Genomic DNA, 19,332 nt, shown 5'->3' on the forward strand with positions numbered 1-19,332 from the left:
ATATTCGGTAGAGCCAGAGTTGATCTCCCCCAGCCAGGATGCTTGCCGATCCATGTGGTTGCTCTTCATGCATATTGAGAAAGACCCTGGTTAGGTGCCGCGTGTCATTGTGTATCTGCATGAAAGCTACTGTTGCACTTGATGTTCCTTTGACGGCCGTGTCAGATACGATCCGCCAGAGGCATAGGGGGCGCTTCGATTTTGTCACCAGCATACGGTCGGGTGAATCACGGCGGCGACCTGCAGCACGAACCGGGTTGGGTGGAAAACTCAATCGCGCGATGTATCCACGCACTGGCGTCGGCCACGAGAGCGGCCGATCGCCTTGCGCTCATTCGCTCATTGATTCGTTTTAGAGGCGGAAGAATTGACCTGTCTGACCTTGATCGACCGCTCACGCTCGACGAGTTCGCTCTACTCTCGCGCTTTGGTCTCGCACGAACCAATTCGAATCGTTCGCTGCGGATTATCGACGAAGAAGACGCACATGACCTCAATGGTCTTGGCGCCGCCTTGAAGTTTGACCCGGCTCCGCGGCAGGCTTACGAGCCTGCGTCGCCCGATGGCGTCTTGCTGCGGCTGACCAATCATTCCCGCTATCGGACGATGACGCAAAAGGCGGCGACGCGGGCACTGCTAACTCAACCGCCAGGCTCTGGCTTGTTAGTCAGTATGCCAACCGGATCAGGCAAAAGTCTCCTGTTTCAGATCGCCGCCAATTACGAGCGCGAGATTCAATCGGGCGCTTGCTCGATCGTGATAACCCCGACGATCGCACTCGCACTAGACCATGAGCGCACCTTGTCCGGAATGCGGGGTCTCGAGCGCAGCAAAGCGCTGACAGGAGATACGCCACCCGCCGACTCAGAGGCGATCATCAACGACTTCCGGCGTGGACAGGTGCCCATCTTGCTTCTCTCTCCGGAGAAAGCACTTAGCAATTCTATCCTGCAATATCTGGTCGAGGCAGCCAGCCCGCATTCGGTCGAATACGGACTAGACGCGCGCCTCAGTCATATCTTTATCGATGAAGCTCATATCGTCGAGAGTTGGGGGCGCAGTTTTCGTCCCGATTTTCAACGGCTGCCTGCTCTGCTTGCACGACTAAGGATTGCTAACCCTGAAATCCGTGCGGTTCTGCTGTCCGCAACTCTACCGGATAGCGCGCGCAGGCTGTTAAGATCCGGCTGGAGCCTTGATGGAGCCTGGCTCGAAGTTGACGCAAGGCTACCGCGCTATGAGCATGATGTCGTCGTCGCGCATTATAAGTGGGAAAGCCAGCGCGAAACTGCGCTCGACTATCTCGTTGACCGGGCGCCGCGCCCATTGATCATTTATACGACGCAGATTGCTGACGCTGGTGCGCTCTACGCGCGCCTTATGGATGCCGATCACGGCTATAAGCGTGCAGCACTGTTCACGGGAGACACCAGTTCGCAGGACCGCCGCCGCATTGTCGAGGATTGGGCGAAGGACCGGATCGATATCGTCGTTGCCACATCAGCGTTTGGATTGGGCATAGACAAGGCCGATGTCCGCTCTGTGATCCACGCTTGCCTGCCCGAAGGTCCCGCGCGTTGGTATCAGGAGATTGGCCGTGCCTCTCGCGATAATGGCCAAGGATTCGCGGCCTGTCTGTTCGTCGAGGGGCCTGCCCAAAGTGATGTCAAACAGGCTTACAGCCTAGCAACCTCGGGATGGCTGACACGCGAGTTGGCCGAACAGCGCTGGGCGGCGCTGCTGAAGGCCGCATCTAACCAGGGTTATGCCGACGAATATATGCAGATGACTCTCGACCTCGATGCATTTCGCGAAGGATTGCGACCGACCGCTGGCGATTGGAATCGCGGTTGGAACATGAACTTGCTGACTCTGATGCAGAGGGCTGGCGTGCTGCGCGTGTTGTCGATCCCAACTGAAGGCGATCAACCCGAATTCTCCTGGGAAATCGAGGTCAGAGATCCCCGCGCTCTGAGCGGCGTCGACGATAACATATGGGCGCAGATAAGCGATTTCCGCGATGCCGAACTTGCCGAAGCCCGAGCCGACCTCGACACTTTCGTTGCAGTAATGCGCCGTCCAGATCGGGTATGCGTTACGCGCACCGCTTTTGAGATTATCGAACCGCGGTCCTTCACCACCCCTTGCGGTCGTTGTCCCGCCTGCCGCAGGAATAACGTCAATCCGCCCGTTCATCTGGCCGCGGCGGGGTTGGAAAAGCGGTGGCCTGATGCCTTTCCTCGGCGTGGCAATCTTCCCGTAGACGTGTTGCTAGTGACGCCGCTGGATCCCGATTTTGAGCGCGGTCTTCCTAGTCTGATCAAAACGCTGACCGGGGCCGGTGTAGAGCAGATTGTCGTCCCGCAAGACTTGGCGTCACAAGCCGCCGAGTTTATGGTGCATTCTGGAACAAGATTGGGACTCGTGCTCGATGAGCGGGAGTGGTTAGGGGATAATCAATTGGCCAATATGACGTCGGCAATACTTATGCCGGCGGATCTTTTTCAAGCCGAGGCAATGCTCGATCGGATTAGCGACATGCGCAGCAAAATCGACGCGCCCCTACTGGTTGTTGCGCGACCCGAGCGTGTCTTGCGCGGCCGCCGACTCGATCAGACAATATCGCGCTATGCCCCTTATGCTGAGGATCAGGTACTGGGGCTCGCTGGCGGTGAGGGTGCTGGCGGATGACGCTGCTTTCCAGCCCGCAGGGTACGCCTGAACGCGTTTGGTCGTTGGTCGCCGGTCTGTCGGCCTTGGGCGGTACGTTGCCGCGGGCCACCTATGATGGTCTGCTCAATCCAGGCTTCAAGCGCGATGGCGATGAAGTGAAAGCGAAGGCAACCCTTGCGGCGGACGCGCACAATGCTGCCCTCAGCCTTAACCTCGTTGAGAGCAGCCGCGATCAGGTCACACTGTCTGTCAGCGCTCCGCAAGATTTCATAGGCTTCGCTGATCTCGTGCATGACCGCCTCGTGGCGCTGGAGAGTGGCGATGCCGACACCACCATCCTCGAAGGCTTCGCTTGGATCGTTGCCGAAAGTGATCGCCAGGGCGGTCTTGAGTGGATTTATCAGAGTGGTCGCGAGGAATTTGCCGATAAGGCCAATGAAGGCCTCGCAGGCAAGGAAATGAACACTACCAAAGCGGTCGCGTGGCGCCGCTGGCTGATGTTTATGGGGCTCGGCATCACCATGCCCCATGACCATAATGCACCTGATTTCCCGTCGCCCGCCGCACGAATCGCGCGCGAATTGGGACGCTCGGGTTTTGTGGCCGGTGCGAAGCTGCCCGCCAAGGAATTCCTTGAACTGCTTACTCAACGAATGCCCTATCTTGATCGGGGCCGGCTGTTCTTACAGGCTTGTCAGCGCATGGGGTATGATTCCACCAGCGGGCGGCTCTCGCCTCTTTTGAGCGCGGCGCTACGCGATCTTCATGATGACCATACCTTACAACTGGTGCCGAGTGGCGACGCCGCAGAGCGAGTGCGATTGAGCGAGGATAGCGCCCACACGATAGATGCGTTTACTACCGTCATCCTCTTTCCCGGAGAGGCTTCATGAACGCACCGGTTGCCGCCTGTTGGCGCGCCGAGGACGCGCGCGCGATCTTCGTGACCGAAGCACTCGAGGGCGACGACGCTATTTTCCTTGCCACTCACACGCCAATTGAAGGCTTCGATGCCGGCGAGTTCTCGGGACAGGACGAGCATGCGATCCTTGAGGTGCTAGCCGATCCGACGCGGCAGCACGCGTTCTGTGTCGTGCAAGGCGAGCCCGGTTCGGGCAAGTCGCATCTAATCCGATGGCTTTCGGTCAACTGGCCTCATACTGGTGATATCAAACTACTGCTCCGGCGTGCGGACGGCAGTCTTGAAGGCGCGCTCCGGCAGTTGCGCGACCGTCTGCCGAGTGAGTTCGCGCCACTGTTCGATAACCTCGGCCAGCGCCAGAAAGCGACCCTGCAAGGGCGCGCCAACATTTTCCTGAGCACTCTGGCCAATACGCTTGAACCTGGCCACTTCGACACGCCGCTTCCGGACGAAGGCTGGTGCAAGCAATTTTCACCTGCTGAATTGCTCGCGCACCCAGCAATCCGGACCGGCTGGAAGGCGCCGTCGCGCATTCTCAATCTGCTCGAGGGCGCGGGCGGCGAGCGTAATTCTGCGACAGCGTCGTTCGACTTATTTGACATCCAAGACCTGGGTGATCTTTGCCGTCCGATACTTGGGGACGCATCGATCCCGCGTTGTCGAGATCTAGCGCGCCGGCTTGCGCGAGAGTCCGACACGATCCAAGCGTTCCGTGATCAGCAGTGGCTCCCCGATGAGCTTGCCGAAGAGCATCGTGACCAGTTTCCCAATAGCCTGTCGCTGATCAAGACGCTGAACCTACGACGCAATGACGCGATCCAGAATGTGCTCGGCGTATCGGCGCAGGGCCTGAAGACTCTATTCCGGCAGGTCCGGGAGGCGCTCGCCGAGCGCGGCCAACGCCTGGTGTTGCTGCTCGAGGACATTACCAGTTGGGAGGGCCTCGACGACAGCCTGATCGATGTGCTGGTGTTCAACGCTTCAGCGCGGGGCGAGGCGAGCGAGAAGCCGGTTTGCCCGTTGATCTCGGTAGTCGGCGTGACGCCGGCCTACTACGACAAGCTTCAAGGCAATTATCGCCAGCGCATTACTCATGAGGTGCGGCTCGGCCATGCTACGGATGGCCTGCAGGATGTGGCAACGCTGCGCGAAGTTGGGACGCGCCGTCAATTTGCTGTGCGCTATCTGGCTGCAGTCCGTGCCGGACCCGCCGCACTCAACGTCTGGCTCGGCGAAGTGCGGGAGGGGAGAGAGATCGATCCGCCCAATCGGTGCAGCACTTGCCCGCGCCAGGAAAGCTGCTTCGACATTTTCGGCGAGGAGGGAGGCATTGGCCTCTTCCCATTCACCGAGCACGGGTTCGATCGGTTCTTCGAGGCGCTGAAAGAGAATGACAACGGCCAGACCTGGAAAACGCCGCGTGGCATCCTCCAGGCAATTCTAAACCCCAATTTGCTGCAACCCGACAGCCTGGCGGCCGGCAGCTATCCGGAAAGCTTCATCGAATCCGATGCCTTCCGTGCTGATCGGCGCTCCGACCTCGCGCTTGTGCCTCGGCTCGAGCAGATCATCGACAATAAGATCGAGGCACCAGCAGAGCGTGCACGCATGCGGCGCGTGCTCACCTACTGGGCCAATCCCAATCGGACGGATACCGAATCGGTCAACGGGCATCTAACGTTCGCGGGCACACGGCGCGCAGTCTATGAGGCGTTCGGGTTGCCGTGGATTGGCGGAAATGCGGCAGGCGGCAATACTCAATCCAAAGTGGCGCCGGTCATAATCGCGCAATCCATCATTGATCCCGCGGAAGAAGCGAAGGCCGATGAGGAGACGCCGTTGACACAGGCTATCGCGGTCCGCCCCGGCATCTCTCCGCGCCCCACACGGACGATCGTCGGTGCGCCCAAGCCCAAAAGGTTGATGCCGACCAAGAGCGAACTCGACCAACTGCGTGAGCAGATCCGCAGTTGGACGGCCAGCGGCAGCATTGAGAATGGCAATAGGTGGAATGAGATCCTCTACGCAATCACTGAGCAGATAGATCCGCGCGCCATTGGCGTGACGCCGCCGCTCTTCAAAAAGCTCGTCACGCGCGAGATGGTGAAGCTCCAAGGCACGACAACGCGTTCGCTCGCCTATTTCATCCTTCCTGCTGAGCCTTGGGTACGCACCGGCCTCGAGGCATTCGTGTCGCTTAGGCAGGACACCAGCATGAAGCTGGACGATGTCGAATATAACCGGCGTACCCTCGCGACGATGATGAGGCGGCTAGAGAAGAGCATTGCGGCTTTTCTCGATAGGAAGATCCCCTTGCTTGCCGACGGCCAGCGCTGGTCGCCGGCCGTGTCCTTTACTCAGATCCTGCTTGCGCGCGCCTATTTACGCGGCGCCACCCATGTCGAGGCGCCTATCCCTGAGCAAATTTGCGCGGTGCTGAGCGATGAGGGTTCGTCAGAGACAGACTTCAGCGCTCGGAGCGCGCCATGGCAAGAATGGCTGACAGCGACCAAAGGCTCCCATGATCGCCTACGCACTGAGCTACGTGCAATGGTCAGTCTTCATTTGGCCGACAGCAGTGTCGGAACTGGTGGTGGTGCGGCGCTTGTCGACGCGAGCGAGATCGCCAGCGCGATTGTGCGGTTCAGCGGAAGCGGCAAGTTCGATCCCGTTCCCAATGAAAGTGGTGGGCTCCCGGACCTATACGTCAAGGCATGCGAACTCGCGCAATCTTGGACCGATAAGCGTCTTCAGATCGAGCGCACCGAGTTCAACCAGATCAAGGGCCGCAGTGAAAATCTCTCTGGTCTCTTACGCGGTAAGGATGTCGCGACGCATCTGGGACGGCTCGACCGCTGCATATCGGGAATCGCCGAACAACTTCCGAATGCCGCGACCGATAAGGTGCAGGCTTGGAAACAGGCGCAGGCGCGATTGAAGGTGAAGCTCGAGGATGGTGCGGGAGCGCGAGTCGAGGATCTCATCGTTGCGCTTGAGGAAGAGGAGTTCCCAGCAAATTTGCTGAAGCGTATGGTGTGGCTTGCACGCCAACCGGCGCGCGATCTTGAGGACATACTGACCGTCGCGCAGACTGGAGAGCGCGCTGTCGAAGAACTCCGTAACCACGCGCGCGATTGCGTGCGGGAGGCGGGCGGCAGTGGCTCGCTCGACGATGTAAAACAAGTCGGCCGAGCCTTGCAGTTGGCTGTCGCCAAATCCTCGGCATCCGGGGGAGCGGCATGAGCGACGCCCTTGTCGAAGCCGAGGCGCTACTCGAGCAGCTTCCCAATGCGGTATCGCGTCGCACACTTGGCGAGCGGCTTGAGAAGGCAATCCAGGAACTAAGCAATGCCAGCCACCAAATGCAGCGAATGACCGCCTTGATTCAGACGGCAGAACTCATCGACTTCGGCAAACAGCCGCATCAATCTGAGGCGCTCGACGAGATGATCGGGTGTGCACAGATGGTCGGCAAGGCGCTCGAGAATGCGGAAGACGCTGAGGCGCTACGCGAGGCAGTGTTCGAATATTCCAACGATCTCAAGCAAGCCGTCGCCGCGCTTGAACGATCGATCCGCGACAATTTACGAACGTTTGCAAGTGAGCGATTCCAGCCCCTCATTGGTTTGGGCGAGTTGCTAACCTCAATGAATGTGTCCAACGATCTCGGGAGCCGGTTGATCGCCTGCGGCCGCGAAGGCATGTCAGTGTCGAACGCCAGTTCGGCACCGCAGCTTCAAGCGGCGGTCGAGGCGGTGTTTGACGACTACGACGTGCTTCAGGCCGAGCGAGCGACGGTAATCGGCGAGGATGAGGTGGGTGACTTCATCAATGCGCTCGCTGACAAGCGAGCCACGCTCGCGATGGTGACGCCGAAGGTGCGCGAATGGCTGGCCGACCATGACGTTCTCGAGCGTCTCGGAATCACGATACGCTAGCAAGAAAGCGCTGCAGCAGCGAACGGCTGACGCTGGACTCGACAAGGCTGTCGCTCATGAGGTCGCTCGATTGGTGCACGCAACTTCTGCAGCCGTCGGCGCAAAGCGGCGCAGCCAAGCGAAACACCTGTTCAGCGAGTCGAGCCGCCGGCGTCAGCGAACCTTCAGCGTTGGGATCCAGAGCGTCATAGGCGTCGAACAGCCGATGCAGTACCGGCGCGGCGCCCGCGCCAGCGGCATCGACCGCTGCAGCCGCCAGTTCCCATCCAGGCACTGGCTGATCCGTGTCGCCGAAAGCGCGTACGCGAACATCCTCAATCTCTGCAGCGATGTCGTAGAGCGCGAACGGCTCGGCTTCGATGGCCTCCTGTGCAAAAAGGACGCGAACCAGCACGGGCGGAAGGCTCTCGGCTTCTGGCGAGAGTTCAGCGGCGATGGCTGCGAGCGCGGTGACGTCCCGCGGATCCGCCTGGCGCCATGCTTCATGACGCTTTGGCATCGACCAGAAGCGGTGCACCAGCCGGTCTTCGTCGGCATTGGGACAGGTGCCAAGATAGCCCGAGCTTACCAGCGCATCGAGTGACTGCCAGTTGTCGACGACGCCACGTATCGTACCGTCGCCGTATGCGCCTGCCTCACAGATGGTAATATTGCTTTCCGCGTCGGCACCGAACTGCAACGGTAGCTTGACATGGGCGAGCAACTGCCGCTCGTCACCCTGTCCGATCTGCGTCACTAGCAACTTTAGCCGCAGCGTGAGGCTGTGGAGGATCACCGATATGAGGTAGGCCCGCAGGGCGTTGGGGTCGCGCACTTCCCTGACCGCTTCGCTAAGAACGGTGTGAAAGGCTTCGATGCCGAGTATGTCGGCAGCACGCTCTACTCGTGCCGCAGTCATCAGCGGATGCTGGCTCAGCAGTTGGTCCCGCACCGTCTGGAACAATGTCTTGAGCGCGGCTGGCGACCAAAACCGGGCAAGCCGTCGCAGAAGCGGTGCGAAGGTTGGATGTGCGGCGGCGGCGGCGATGATGTGCGCGCCGAGTCGGGCGTCGTAGCCGGCGATCCCGATCGCGCGGCTGCGACTTTCGATGAGGTAGCGGAGAAACTGCGCCTCGTGCCAACGCTGCTGTCCCCCGCCCTCGGCGAATTCGGTTGTAATCTGGTCGACGCAGCGATCGAGTGCTTGGCGGTCGACGGTGAAGCGTAGACCCTCGGTGGTAACCTGATAGCCATGCAGCAGCGGGCGTTCCGTTTCGGGATCGACGAAAATCTGCGAGAGGCTCACCGGGTCGACGCCGCGGCGATCAAAGCGTAGTTCCGCGTCAACGCCCCAGAAGACGCGCGCGACATTGAGCCCTGAGGCCGCGCCGGCGATGTCGTCACCGGTGAATGCACTGACATCGACCATGCCGGGTACATTGGCCCCGGTAATCTCGCGAGCGCGCGTGGGGTCGGCTGTCACGAGCAGGAAGCCACGCAGGCTGGCGTTGCTGTCGTGGCGCAGTGGAATACTGTGTGGGTCGAGTGGAGCGATCGGCGGATAGCGGCCGGGTGCAAAGCCCACCTCCGCGGTCCAATGAGCGCCGGCCATCCAGCCCATCGGCTCAAGGGTGGCAACGATCGGCCGGCATAGGTCGCTGTGCAGGCCAGCGAGTGTATCCCGGGCATCGGCCGGCAGTTCGGCGAGCAGTGCCGCGCTGTCGGCTCGAAGCTCCTGGCGTTCGGCCTGATCATAGTCGCTGGTCGTCAGCCACGGCGCATGACCATGGACCGGCGGGCGCCAATGAACGGTCGACGGATTGTATCGGCGGGTGGCGTTGCCGGGCGCAATGGTGGTGAGCGCGAGGCCGATGTCCTCGCTCCCGCCACCGACCACATTTCGGCCTTGGACCGAGAGCGCCGGCAGGTTGATCGTGTCGAAAAGGAGGTCTGGAGCCCAACGCAACCCACGTCGGAGCTCATTTAGATATCGGGGTCTCAGGCTTGGCTGTGCGGCCATTGCCGCCGCCCAGAAGCCTTCGGCATCGACGACGCCGAACTCATCCCATATGCCGCTTCCGAGCACTGTTTCCACGAGCGCACCTGCCTCGACCAGCATCTCCCGCGTCGGCGCGGTGCTGGGGCTAAAGTCTCCGCCGCGCGCAACGCTGCGTGCGAGGCCGTCGAGCAACGTGGTGAGCGCTTGGCCACGACGTACGAAATAATTGTCGGGGTTGATCGGAATTCGGAAACCCGCCGGCGAGATCATCTCCGCCGGCCGCCGGAAGTACCAGCTGTCGCGCGGAGAATAGATGGAAAGCGTGACGGCTGTTGTCGGCCGATCGTCGACCCCGCGTCCACCCCGCCCTTTTCGCTGGATGAAGCTTGCGAGATTTTGCGGCGCATAATGTTGATAGACGAGGGTAATGTCGGGATCGTCATAGCCTACCTCGAGTGAAGAAGTGGCGAAAACGATGTCAGAGCTCTTGACGAGGGCCTCGGCGTCGCTGCTAGTCCCGGAATAAATTGGCGTGCGCGCGACCCGACGCGGGGTGCCTGGCACACGTGTCCCACCTGCGCCACACTGCCTTCCATCATTGGCGGCGAACCACCAGCATTCGCCATCGGCGAAGCGATCGCAGCCAATAGGTTCTTTGCAGCATTCGGTCTGCGGCTGACCATTCGCATCGTCGCCGAAATCGGAGATGCGCAAGGACGCGAGTTCCTTGCCCTCTTCAGCATCAGTATAGGCGCCGTGCAGCCGCCGCATCTTGTCGATCGAATCGAAGAAGACGAGACCGCGATAGCCACCCTCAATGCCGGTCCGGCGCCGCATGCCATGGCCGATGCACATCAAGCTCTGGATCGTGGTGGACGCGCCGGCGATGTCAGCCCCGCGCGACTCCACCTCGGGCTGGATGAAGTAGAAGACTTCGCGGCCGCGCGGATTCGCCTCGAGTTCGGCGGGATCTGGACGAATCGTGCGAACGTCGTTCCGATCGATGAGCCGGCCCCACGCTTCTGCAGGATCCGAAATCGTCGCGCTCATGCCGATCGCGACCATCGGTCGGGTATCGCGCCCGCTGGTCTCGGCGCGGCCGGCGAGGCGGCGCAGCGCAAGGCCGACTTGGGCCCCGTGGATATGGGTATAGAGATGTATCTCGTCGGCAAGCAGCGCGCGAGGCGGCGCGTAGCGCGGATCGTCGCCAAAGAGCGCGCCGTAGCGCGGATCGTGCAGCCATTGATGGAGGCTGTCAGTTGTCGGCAGGAAAAGAGAAGGCGGACGGTCGCGCAACTGAGCCTTGGAGCCGATCCAGCCATCATAGCGCCAGTCGCAGGACGTGCAGACCAGCGCATCGGCGCCCTGATGGCCGTCGCCGGCGCGGAGATGCAGGGTACAGCCGCAGGCAGGACATGCAAAAAAGGGAAACTCAAAGCTATTGAGACCGGTAGATCGCCAGGCCTCACGATAGCGGTCGTGCATCGCTTCGAAACTGTCGGGGACATCCGAGACCTGGAGGCCCAGAGTCAGAAGGGGCAGGTTGGGAATACTTGCCGACGCCGCGAGATACCCGGCAAGACGCTGCGCCTGATTGGTGGCGAGGCGGATACGCGGATAGGCGAGAACCGCGCGGACTCCGAGAATGCCTTCGAGCGCATCGCCCAGCGCGCCGGCGATCAGTGGTAGCACGGCGGCTTCGGTCTTGCCCGATCCGGTGTCGGCCGCGATCGCGAGGCTCGGACTTCCGTCCCCGCGCCAAGCCTCGAGGCCCTCGAGCAGGCCCTTGCGCTGAAAATCGGCAAGCGCGGCGCGCTCTCCCCATAGCCCGGCAAGTGCGTGATAAAGGCCCTCGAGCGCTTGCGCCTGAGATAGGCTGGCCGCTGCAGTCGCCTCATCGAAGACTTGGCGAAGCGGCCGGTTGCGGATCGGCTTGTTGCGGTCACGCAATTCGACCTTGAGATTGCGCACTAAATAGGGTCGCTCCGCAGCGTCGTCGGTCTTGAAGCGCTGCTTTACATGACGGAGTTCGCGCGCGATCTCAGCGATACGGCTGCGCACCCGTGCATCTTCGGCTAGCATGACATAGCCGTTAAGCTCGAGACGCGAAAGGGCAGCGAGCGTGTCCTCGGCCGAGCGCTGCGCGTCGCGTGCGAGCGATACCGTCGATGTCCAAGAATCGAATATGCCGAAGTTGATGCGCGCGGCTTCAATATCCTCAAGCCGGTTGAGCAGTCGAAAATCGTCGTCGGAAAGTGGCGTCAGCGGCTCGTCGGAGGCGTTCTCCTCAGCTACGCGCTCCGCGACGGACATGGCGATCGTCATGGCACCTCCGGCGGCCCCAAGCGTCAGTAACCCCTCGGACTGCAGTGCTTGGATGACAGGTAGCAGCACGTCTTCGCCGCGCTCAGACATCCAGGCAAAACGATCGCGCGCTCGGTCGTAAAAGCAGTATTTGCCCGCACGTGCTTCGCGAATCACCGTTGCGATCCGCATGCGGACCGTGTCGATGTCGGTCGCATAGACCCGCCGTGGGGTTTCAAACGGCTTGGCCTGCCAGTAGCGGCCGAAGCGTCCTTCGCGCTCCTCGAGCGAAACGTTGCCGAGCAAATGCAGGAGGCGCGCATCGGCGAAAGGCTCGGCGGTAAGCGCCATCGCCCTGCGAACCTGACTTAAAGTCGCTGTACCGTAGGTATTGGTCGCGGCAGCGCGGTGAATGGCCGCGAGCAGTCCTTCGAGGGCCGGCGTCATCTCCGGGAGGACTTGCTCCGATTCAGCGTCGGGCGTTAGATCGAGTTCGGGCGGATCGCCGTTGAACCCCCGCGCGCGGATCTGAGTACGAATGGGGCGACCGGCGGGGCCGTCGAGAACCGTCTCGGTCACTAGATTGCAGGAGTAGACGAACTCGCGCAGCAACTCGGCCTTGTCCATCGTCTCCTGCTCGGCCGGCGCGGCTTCGAGGAGGCGACGGCTGATGATCAAAACGAGCTTGGTGCGGGCGCGGGTCGAGGCGACGTTGAGCCGTTCGGGCGAGAAGATGAAATCTGCCTCAGCAAGCGCAAATTCTGGATCCGCGACGCAATAGGACAGGATGACCGCGTCGCGCTCCTTGCCCTGGATGCGATCGACTGTCTCGACGAAAGCATCGAGCTTAAGGGCCGCTGGCAACAGCGCGCGGATGGCTGCGTTATGCGCGCGGTGAGGACTCACCACCGCGGCGATCTCGGACCAGAATTCGTCTGGCGATACAACCCCGTTTGGCCCTTCGATGCGGTGAGCGAGATCAGCCGTCAGCTTGGCGGCAAGGTTCGCTTCGAACGGGCTGGAAGTGGCGGCCGCAGGTCCGTCGTGCACCACCACGACGGTCGGCAAGGCGGGATCGAGCGCGAGGCGTGAAACGAGGTCAAGTCCGTCGCGCCAGTTGGCCTGAAGCGCGAGCCGTGCGTTGGGCACCGCCGACACATAGCAACCGGGATAGAATTTGCGCTCAGGAAACTGGGCCAAGGGCGCATTAAGCCGGAAGGTCTCTTCGAGCGGGAACTCAGCTGCCTGGGCCGACTTCAGAAAGGCGTAGAGCGATCCGCCCATCTCGCGATCGTCGATGCGCGTCGAGCGCATGGCGCGGACCGGCGGCAACTGTTGATCGTCGCCCGAGACGACGACGCGGCAACCCGGTGCCATGCCGGCGAGTGCCATTAGCCCTTGGCCGAGGACCATCTGCGACGCCTCGTCGATACAAACCAAGTCGAATAAGGCCGCGGTCGGGCCGTCCACCGAAGGGAGTATCCCCGAAGCAATCAGGCGGTAGAGCGACCAGATGGTTGCGCCGATTACGGTTCGGCCGCTCGCGATTTCCTGGGCGAGATCGGCCTCGTCGCCGCGCCCAAGCAACTGGACACCGGCGGCGAGACCGCCATTCGGAGGTGCGCCATAGAAAATCGGGTCAGGCGCTGCTTGGTCATGAAGCGCTTGGCGCTTTGCGACCGCGTCTAGCACATTGCCCACAGCATTCTTGGTGAAGGCCGTGACCAGGGTGCGCGCGGGACGCTGATGCGCCGTGCGCACCACACCAAAACCGGTGATGAGCCAAGAGAGGAGGTGAGTCTTGCCGGTACCCGGTGGACCTAGGACCAGGCCAACGCGCTGATCGGCAAGGCCACGCCATGCCGCTTCTTGTGCGGCGCGCAAGGGGCGGTCTCCGGTCCGAGCGATCGAGGGATTGGCGAAGTCATCGAGACCCTCGGTCCAAAGATCGCGGTCGGCGGCGGTCGCGGCGAATGCTGCGGGATCGCGCAGAAAGCTCAAGATATCATCGCGCGTCGTCATGGTTGCACCTGCGCGCCCAGGAAGGTGAGGAAAGCGTCGGCCTTCGACGAATTGAAGTCGACGAAACTCTGGTCTAGCCACCAGCCGTCTTGGCCAGCGCGCCGTTTGACCTCCTGAAAGACCGGGCCGTTGAAGGTCGGCCGGAACATGCGCAGTCTTACGAGATTGGGCGCATCCTGGCTCCAAGGATCCATAAGGTCGCAGCCAATGCTCGACCAGAGCCTAGGCTCGAGCACGAGGTCGGGCTCGCCATCGCTCAGGATCAGACCGAAGCCACCGGGGGAAAAATCGCTATCTTCGGCTTCGCGTGGAATCGCAAAGAGCAAATAAGCGTAGCGACCCTTCTCGCTCACATTGAGGAGACGCATCGGTCCGATTGCGCGGCCAGCATCGCGGCGCACGCGCGTCGGCCGAGCAAGCTGGATCATGGTGCCCAGCAGTCCGGATCGGTTCTCAAGCAGTTCGAAGGCGCGCAGCACGTCTAGGTCGCCAGCATCAAGCGGATTGAAGGTAGCCTGCAAACGGAAGGGCTGCTTGTTAAGGCGCAGCATCGGCGACTCTCCGGCGAGAACGCGGCGCTGATGCTCGGCCCGCAACCAATCGCTGATCGTCTGGGTGGTGGCGAGTCGTGCGCTCACGTCTGCGCGAATGGCATCGGCATCAGGGCCTTTGCCGCGCCCTTCCCGGAGATTGCGGCTGACATCGAGCGCGAGCAGTGACGAGAAGGGTCGCTCGAACGCTGGCGCCGGAAGGTATGCCTGCGTGATCAGCCCCGCGCGATGGAGCGCTGCTGAGACCTGCCGCAGATCGTAGGAGACGGTGACTGGTAGCGAAAGCAGTTGTTCGACGACGCTGCGCAAGGCTGTTGCTGGCATATGCTGCATGCCGCGAAATTCGGGTTCAGGAACCACCTCGTCCGGCGGGAAAAGGCGTACCATGTGGAGCAGCCCAGCCCGCACGCGCGGATCCTCGAGATGGCGCTTTACAGCATTTTGCAGCGCCAGCGCCTCGGTCGTTTCATAGAGGAAGATATGCGCATAGAGACTAGCCGGATCGCTGGGATTTCCGACCGCCTCATTGTGCGCGTCGATCGCCTCCAGGTCGCGTATAAGCTGGCCGAAAACCGATACCAGCGCATCGGCTTCGGCCCTCCGATCGGCGCTCGGCAGGACCTCGATATGCTCGCGTACGCCACTCGCGTCGACAAAGCGGTAACCAAGCGCGACGAGCGTGTCATCGACCGGATCATTGTCGGCAACGAGATAGATGGCGGCTTCGGCGCGCGGCGGCATTAGGAAGCTATGAGGCTCTGGTCCTGGCTGCACGCTATCGTCGCGCAGCGCCCGGGCGCGGCTCACAAGCTGTTCGGCGCGGCGCGACAGCGACCAGCCGGCGCCATCGATGCGGCCGACGCCTGGTCCGAGTTCAGCAAGGCCTGCAACAGTACCGACACCGATCGAGAGTAGCGTGCGCTTCGCCTCATGGCTGAGGCCTGCGACAGCTGAGACGTCGCGAGACCGGGCTGGCCGGGCGGGACTCACGGCGTTGATGCAATGTGGGAGATAGGCACATTGCTCGCATTTGAAATAGACATGGAAGAAGGTGTCGTCGCGCCCCGGTGCTACGGTCTTGCTGGCGATCGTGGGAAGCATCGTCTGGCAAAAATCCTCTACCAGGCGAAGATAGGGGTTGAGGGCGAAGGTCTCGATTGCGCAAGCATCGCCCTCGGCGTCGCCATCGTCGGGAATTCGCCAGATTTCGCCCGTCGCTTCGACCGTGCCGACTACGCCGAGTTCGGCGAGCATCGCCCGCAACAGCAACACGTAGAAGGCGACCTGTGTCTTGTGGAAGGCGCGGGCTGCCCGCGTCGCCTTGATGTCGATAACCGTGAAATGCAAACCCGTCGAACGGACTTCACGCCGGACAAGATCGGCGAAGCTCCGACGCAATTTGATGTCGGCGCCGCGCATGAATTCGGGTTGGGTGCGGGGACGCAGATTGACCTGTCCAGCATAATCAGCCGAGCCCAGACCCTTGAGAAAGGCGGTCGCATTGCGCTCTAACAGGCCATCGTCACCATGGGCCGGACGAAGCACGGTTTTTTCGCGAGCGAGACGGGCGACAACGCGCTGCTCATAATCGACGCCTAGCGTCGCCCAGGGTTGTTCGCGTTGATCTTTGGCGACGGGAACGGCGGCGAGATCGCTCGGATCCATAATCTCGTAGCGCGTCTTGCGCTCGCAGCGATATTGAAACCAGGATTTTATTGTTGAGCCGCTCAGGCCTGAAGCCACGATCCCCCTCCCTCACCGGTTCTCCCGGTCGTTTTGTTACGCCGCCCGGTTTGCCACGAAGTGAAACCAGCCCTTTAGGTGCAAGGTGCAGGCGGGAGACCCCGACCATACCCCATCCGTGCAACGTGCCCGAGTTCACCCATATAGCAAGTATGTGTGCCGTTGCGAGTTAGAACAATCAGGGATTTAGGCGACTCCAGTTCGCAGAGACTCTCCTATGACGAAATACTCGCTTGCTGCGCGGCAAACTAAGCTTTTTCGTCCTGGCTAATTGAAAAGGATGGATAGGCGGCCCGCGTCTGGAAAGCGTTGCGCGAACAGATGTCGCACAAAGTAAGCTTGCATATCGAGCGTCTTCATCGCGAACTCGAGATCGGCCGTACGTCGGCAACGTCGGCTATCCTCGGCGAGTTTGGCAAGGTCCCAGTATGGCCCGAAGCAAACAATACAATGCGAGTTCCATCCAGAACGTCAGCCGGGATACAGAGAGACTACGCGACTATCTGATGAGGATCATTCGCGACGATATTCGAGAGCAGTAAGAGCGCGCGGGCAAAGGCTGAGGGGTCGGACCATGGCAACACACTTGAGCAACGACGCCGAGATCACTGAACAGGTTCGAAAGGCGTGGTTGTGGGTCAAGGACATTCCACTGGTGATCGATGACGAGAACATCGCTCGCTTCTACGATGCGATCGTGCGTCCGGTATTCAAGGACGGGGCGCGAACCATTCGTCTCACCAAGGAGCAGAGCGAGGACGTCCAAACGAGCTTCATGGGCACGGTGCGTGGTGGCTTGTCCGGTCTTTTCGGTATGTTCACCGCTGAAGCCGAGGGCAGCGCGCAACGGGAGAAGACAAAAGGTTCGAAACTGGGGAGCGAGCAGGAACTGGTGCTCGAGCCGATCAGCACGTCGCATCGCCAGCTTGAACAGTTGATCGTCTACTACTCGCTGCTGCATCCAGAGCGCCTGCTCGTTGGCGACCATACCGCGCTTCTCGACTGGCATGACAGACACCTCGCCCAAAGTCTGCCCCGAGCCCTCTGTTTGATGGACCTGCCGCCCGGGCTGCGCTTCATCCCGATGGCCGCCGAGTTCGAGAACGGCAAAGTGCAGCGGCTTTTCCAGGATCTGGCGAGAAAGGCCGGCCGGGAGCTACCAGCGTATGATCGGGACCGGAAGGTAGCTTATTGGCTAAGCCTGACCGAACTCGCGGAGCCCGCCCGGGCCGCCGAAGTTATCGAAGAGGCTTCTGCTGAGCACGGAAGGATCGAGTGGATCGATTTTCGCGTGGTGCTCGATGGGACTGGTCGCTCGGTGCATCTTCATCTTGAGTCCCGCGGCCGCTACTTCACTGGCGCCTTCGCATACATGGTAATTCGCCGTGTCGTCGGTCACGGCCTTCGCCTCGTCGGAACGCTCAAGGACGGCCCTGATGTGAATGTCCTAGCAATTTACGAAAAGTGAAGTGGTCAACGAGTGTTCCGACGGGGCAGGCCCCTGTTCTGCTATCGTGGAGGTCAGGAACCGGCTACGCGCTGCTGTAGTTCAACCCACTTTCGTGGCAAAGCGCTCTGTAGGCCGATATAAAATAGTGACTAGACTAGGGTCGAGATGCTTTAGGTCATGGTCCATAATCTACGTGGCCAGCTTGGATTCGGTGAGCATTAGCTCGATCGCATTTTGCCGGGACTGCCGATCCAGCGTGTAGGTGTTCCGCCTAAATTCGGCACCTTCGAGCAGCGCTTTTACATAGCCTGACACGGTGTCCGCGGCCATGATCAGCGTCGAGTCGAGCGTGTGGACGTATTTGCTTGTGACCGACCCTTTGGCGTGCCCGATCAGCGCAGCGATTGTGATCTCGGTGAAGCCCAGGTCGTTGGCAATGCTCGCGAAACTGTGCCGCAGCACGTGAGGCGTCACATCCCAGAGCGGCGTGTCCTTGAACAGTTTCTTCCATCTCTGCGGAAAATTCCCAACCGCGTTGTCGAAGCCATGGCCGGGAAAGACGTACGTTCCGGTTCTGTGTGGTCGTTCCTTCTCCAGATGTTCCACGACCGGAAGGCCCACCGGGCAAACTGAGGAGCCTTCCTTGCTGTCGACCAGTCGCAGGCAGTTGCCCTCAAGATCGACCTCGCTCCATTTGAGGTTGACGATTTCTCCGCGCCGGCAGCCGGTCAGCGTAATGAGCCTGAGGATCTCGGCATGTATTCTGTAGCGGTCGCTTTGCTGAGCCCGGCGAAGGATATCTCCCAAAGCACGGTACTCAGCTTAGCTGAGGCGACGATCGCGAACCTGGTACTTTGGCTTGCGGAGCCCATGGGTGGGATTCTGCTCGATCACGCCAGCCTCGACTGCGTATGAGAAGATGCCGCCAAGCAGACCCATAGTCCGGATCGCGGTTCCGCGACCGCCGCGAACGATGGCCTTGCCGCGCAGCTTTTCGGTTTTCATGGTCACGCGTGTCTTGCCGGCGATGATGTCCTTCATCAGATTGTTCATGTCCGGCTTGGTGATGTCCCGCACACGTCGTGTCCCTAAGAGGGGAATGATGTGCCTGCGGATACGGCCGACATCGGTGGCGATGGTGGTGTCCTTCTTCGGCCGGCCGCCTTTTCCCAAGATAAGGCCGGCCTCCATATCGGCAATGTACTGTTCGCAGAGTTGCTTGATGGTCAGCGCCTTTCGGTCTTCCTCGCGCTCTTCGGCAGGGTCGCTGCCATGAGCGACCTGTCCGAGCAGGGCCTTGGCTTCACGGCGCGCGGTCTCGGGTGCCCAGACGCCATGAAGGCCGATCGTGTAGCGACGTGAACGGCCACGAGAGCGGTACTGGACGATGTAACTGCGCTTGCCCGAGGGATAGACGCGAAGACCGAAGCCCGGTAATTCGTCGTCCCAGACGACGTGACCTTTGCTCTGTGGCTCGGCGGTCTCTACAAACCTTTTGGTCAGTTTGGCCATGCTCCCGTCCCTCGGAAGCCCCGATTTCGAGTAAGCACCACGCAAGCACGCGTGCGGAAATCAAGGCGTATTCTCGGATAGAGACTTCGGAGAGCGGATTCTGAAAATCAATATATTTCAGTTGGTTATCGTGCTCTGGTGTGCCCTATCGTGCAATTCGGATAGGCCCTTAGACCAGCTCCGAAGGCAGAGGTCACAGGTTCGAATCCTGTCGGGTGCGCCATCGCGGATGCGTTTAC

General features: G+C 61.0%; 7 protein-coding genes and 1 pseudogene. 5 read left to right on the forward strand and 3 right to left on the reverse strand.

The genetic code is table 11. The features are described 5' to 3' along the window. Positions 1-222 precede the first annotated feature (222 nt). Genes EO094_RS03080 through EO094_RS03095 form a run of 4 tightly spaced genes read left to right on the forward strand, consistent with a single transcriptional unit; the run spans position 223 to position 7,533 of the window. Positions 223-2,691, forward strand: coding sequence for a DEAD/DEAH box helicase (locus tag EO094_RS03080; RefSeq protein ID WP_128290849.1), 2,469 nt, complete (start codon positions 223-225; stop codon positions 2,689-2,691). Next, the gene (locus EO094_RS03085; RefSeq protein WP_128290850.1) at positions 2,688-3,566 is read left to right on the forward strand and encodes a hypothetical protein; all 879 of its coding nucleotides are present in this window, start codon (positions 2,688-2,690) and stop codon (positions 3,564-3,566) included. The genes EO094_RS03080 and EO094_RS03085 overlap by 4 nt, the downstream gene beginning before the upstream one ends. Then, positions 3,563-6,838: a hypothetical protein gene (locus EO094_RS03090; protein WP_128290851.1), complete on the forward strand. Its 3,276-nt coding sequence runs from the start codon at positions 3,563-3,565 to the stop codon at positions 6,836-6,838. Before EO094_RS03085 ends, EO094_RS03090 begins: the two co-directional genes overlap by 4 nt. Then, the gene (locus tag EO094_RS03095; RefSeq protein WP_128290852.1) at positions 6,835-7,533 is read left to right on the forward strand and encodes a hypothetical protein; all 699 of its coding nucleotides are present in this window, start codon (positions 6,835-6,837) and stop codon (positions 7,531-7,533) included. The genes EO094_RS03090 and EO094_RS03095 overlap by 4 nt, the downstream gene beginning before the upstream one ends. On the opposite strand, the gene EO094_RS03100 is transcribed toward EO094_RS03095, so the two are convergent. Next, positions 7,520-13,837 (reverse strand): AAA domain-containing protein, encoded by a 6,318-nt coding sequence (locus tag EO094_RS03100; protein ID WP_128290853.1) that lies wholly within the window; start codon positions 13,835-13,837, stop codon positions 7,520-7,522. The two genes, EO094_RS03095 and EO094_RS03100, sit on opposite strands and share 14 nt — an antisense overlap. After that, a complete protein-coding gene (locus tag EO094_RS03105) occupies positions 13,834-16,053 on the reverse strand; it encodes a PD-(D/E)XK nuclease family protein (RefSeq protein ID WP_128290854.1) in 2,220 nt (739 codons plus the stop codon). Before EO094_RS03105 ends, EO094_RS03100 begins: the two co-directional genes overlap by 4 nt. 664 nt (positions 16,054-16,717) lie before the next feature. On the opposite strand from EO094_RS03105, the gene EO094_RS03110 reads away from it, so the two are divergent. Continuing rightward, complete coding sequence (locus EO094_RS03110; RefSeq protein WP_128290855.1) at positions 16,718-17,599, forward strand: hypothetical protein; 882 nt, start codon at positions 16,718-16,720, stop codon at positions 17,597-17,599. Positions 17,600-17,770: 171 nt separating this feature from the next. Here EO094_RS03110 and EO094_RS03115 read toward each other — a convergent pair. Then, a pseudogene (locus EO094_RS03115) lies at positions 17,771-19,093 on the reverse strand (tyrosine-type recombinase/integrase). Positions 19,094-19,332 lie beyond the last annotated feature (239 nt).

Source organism: Afifella aestuarii (assembly GCF_004023665.1).
GTDB lineage: Bacteria > Pseudomonadota > Alphaproteobacteria > Rhizobiales > Afifellaceae > Afifella > Afifella aestuarii.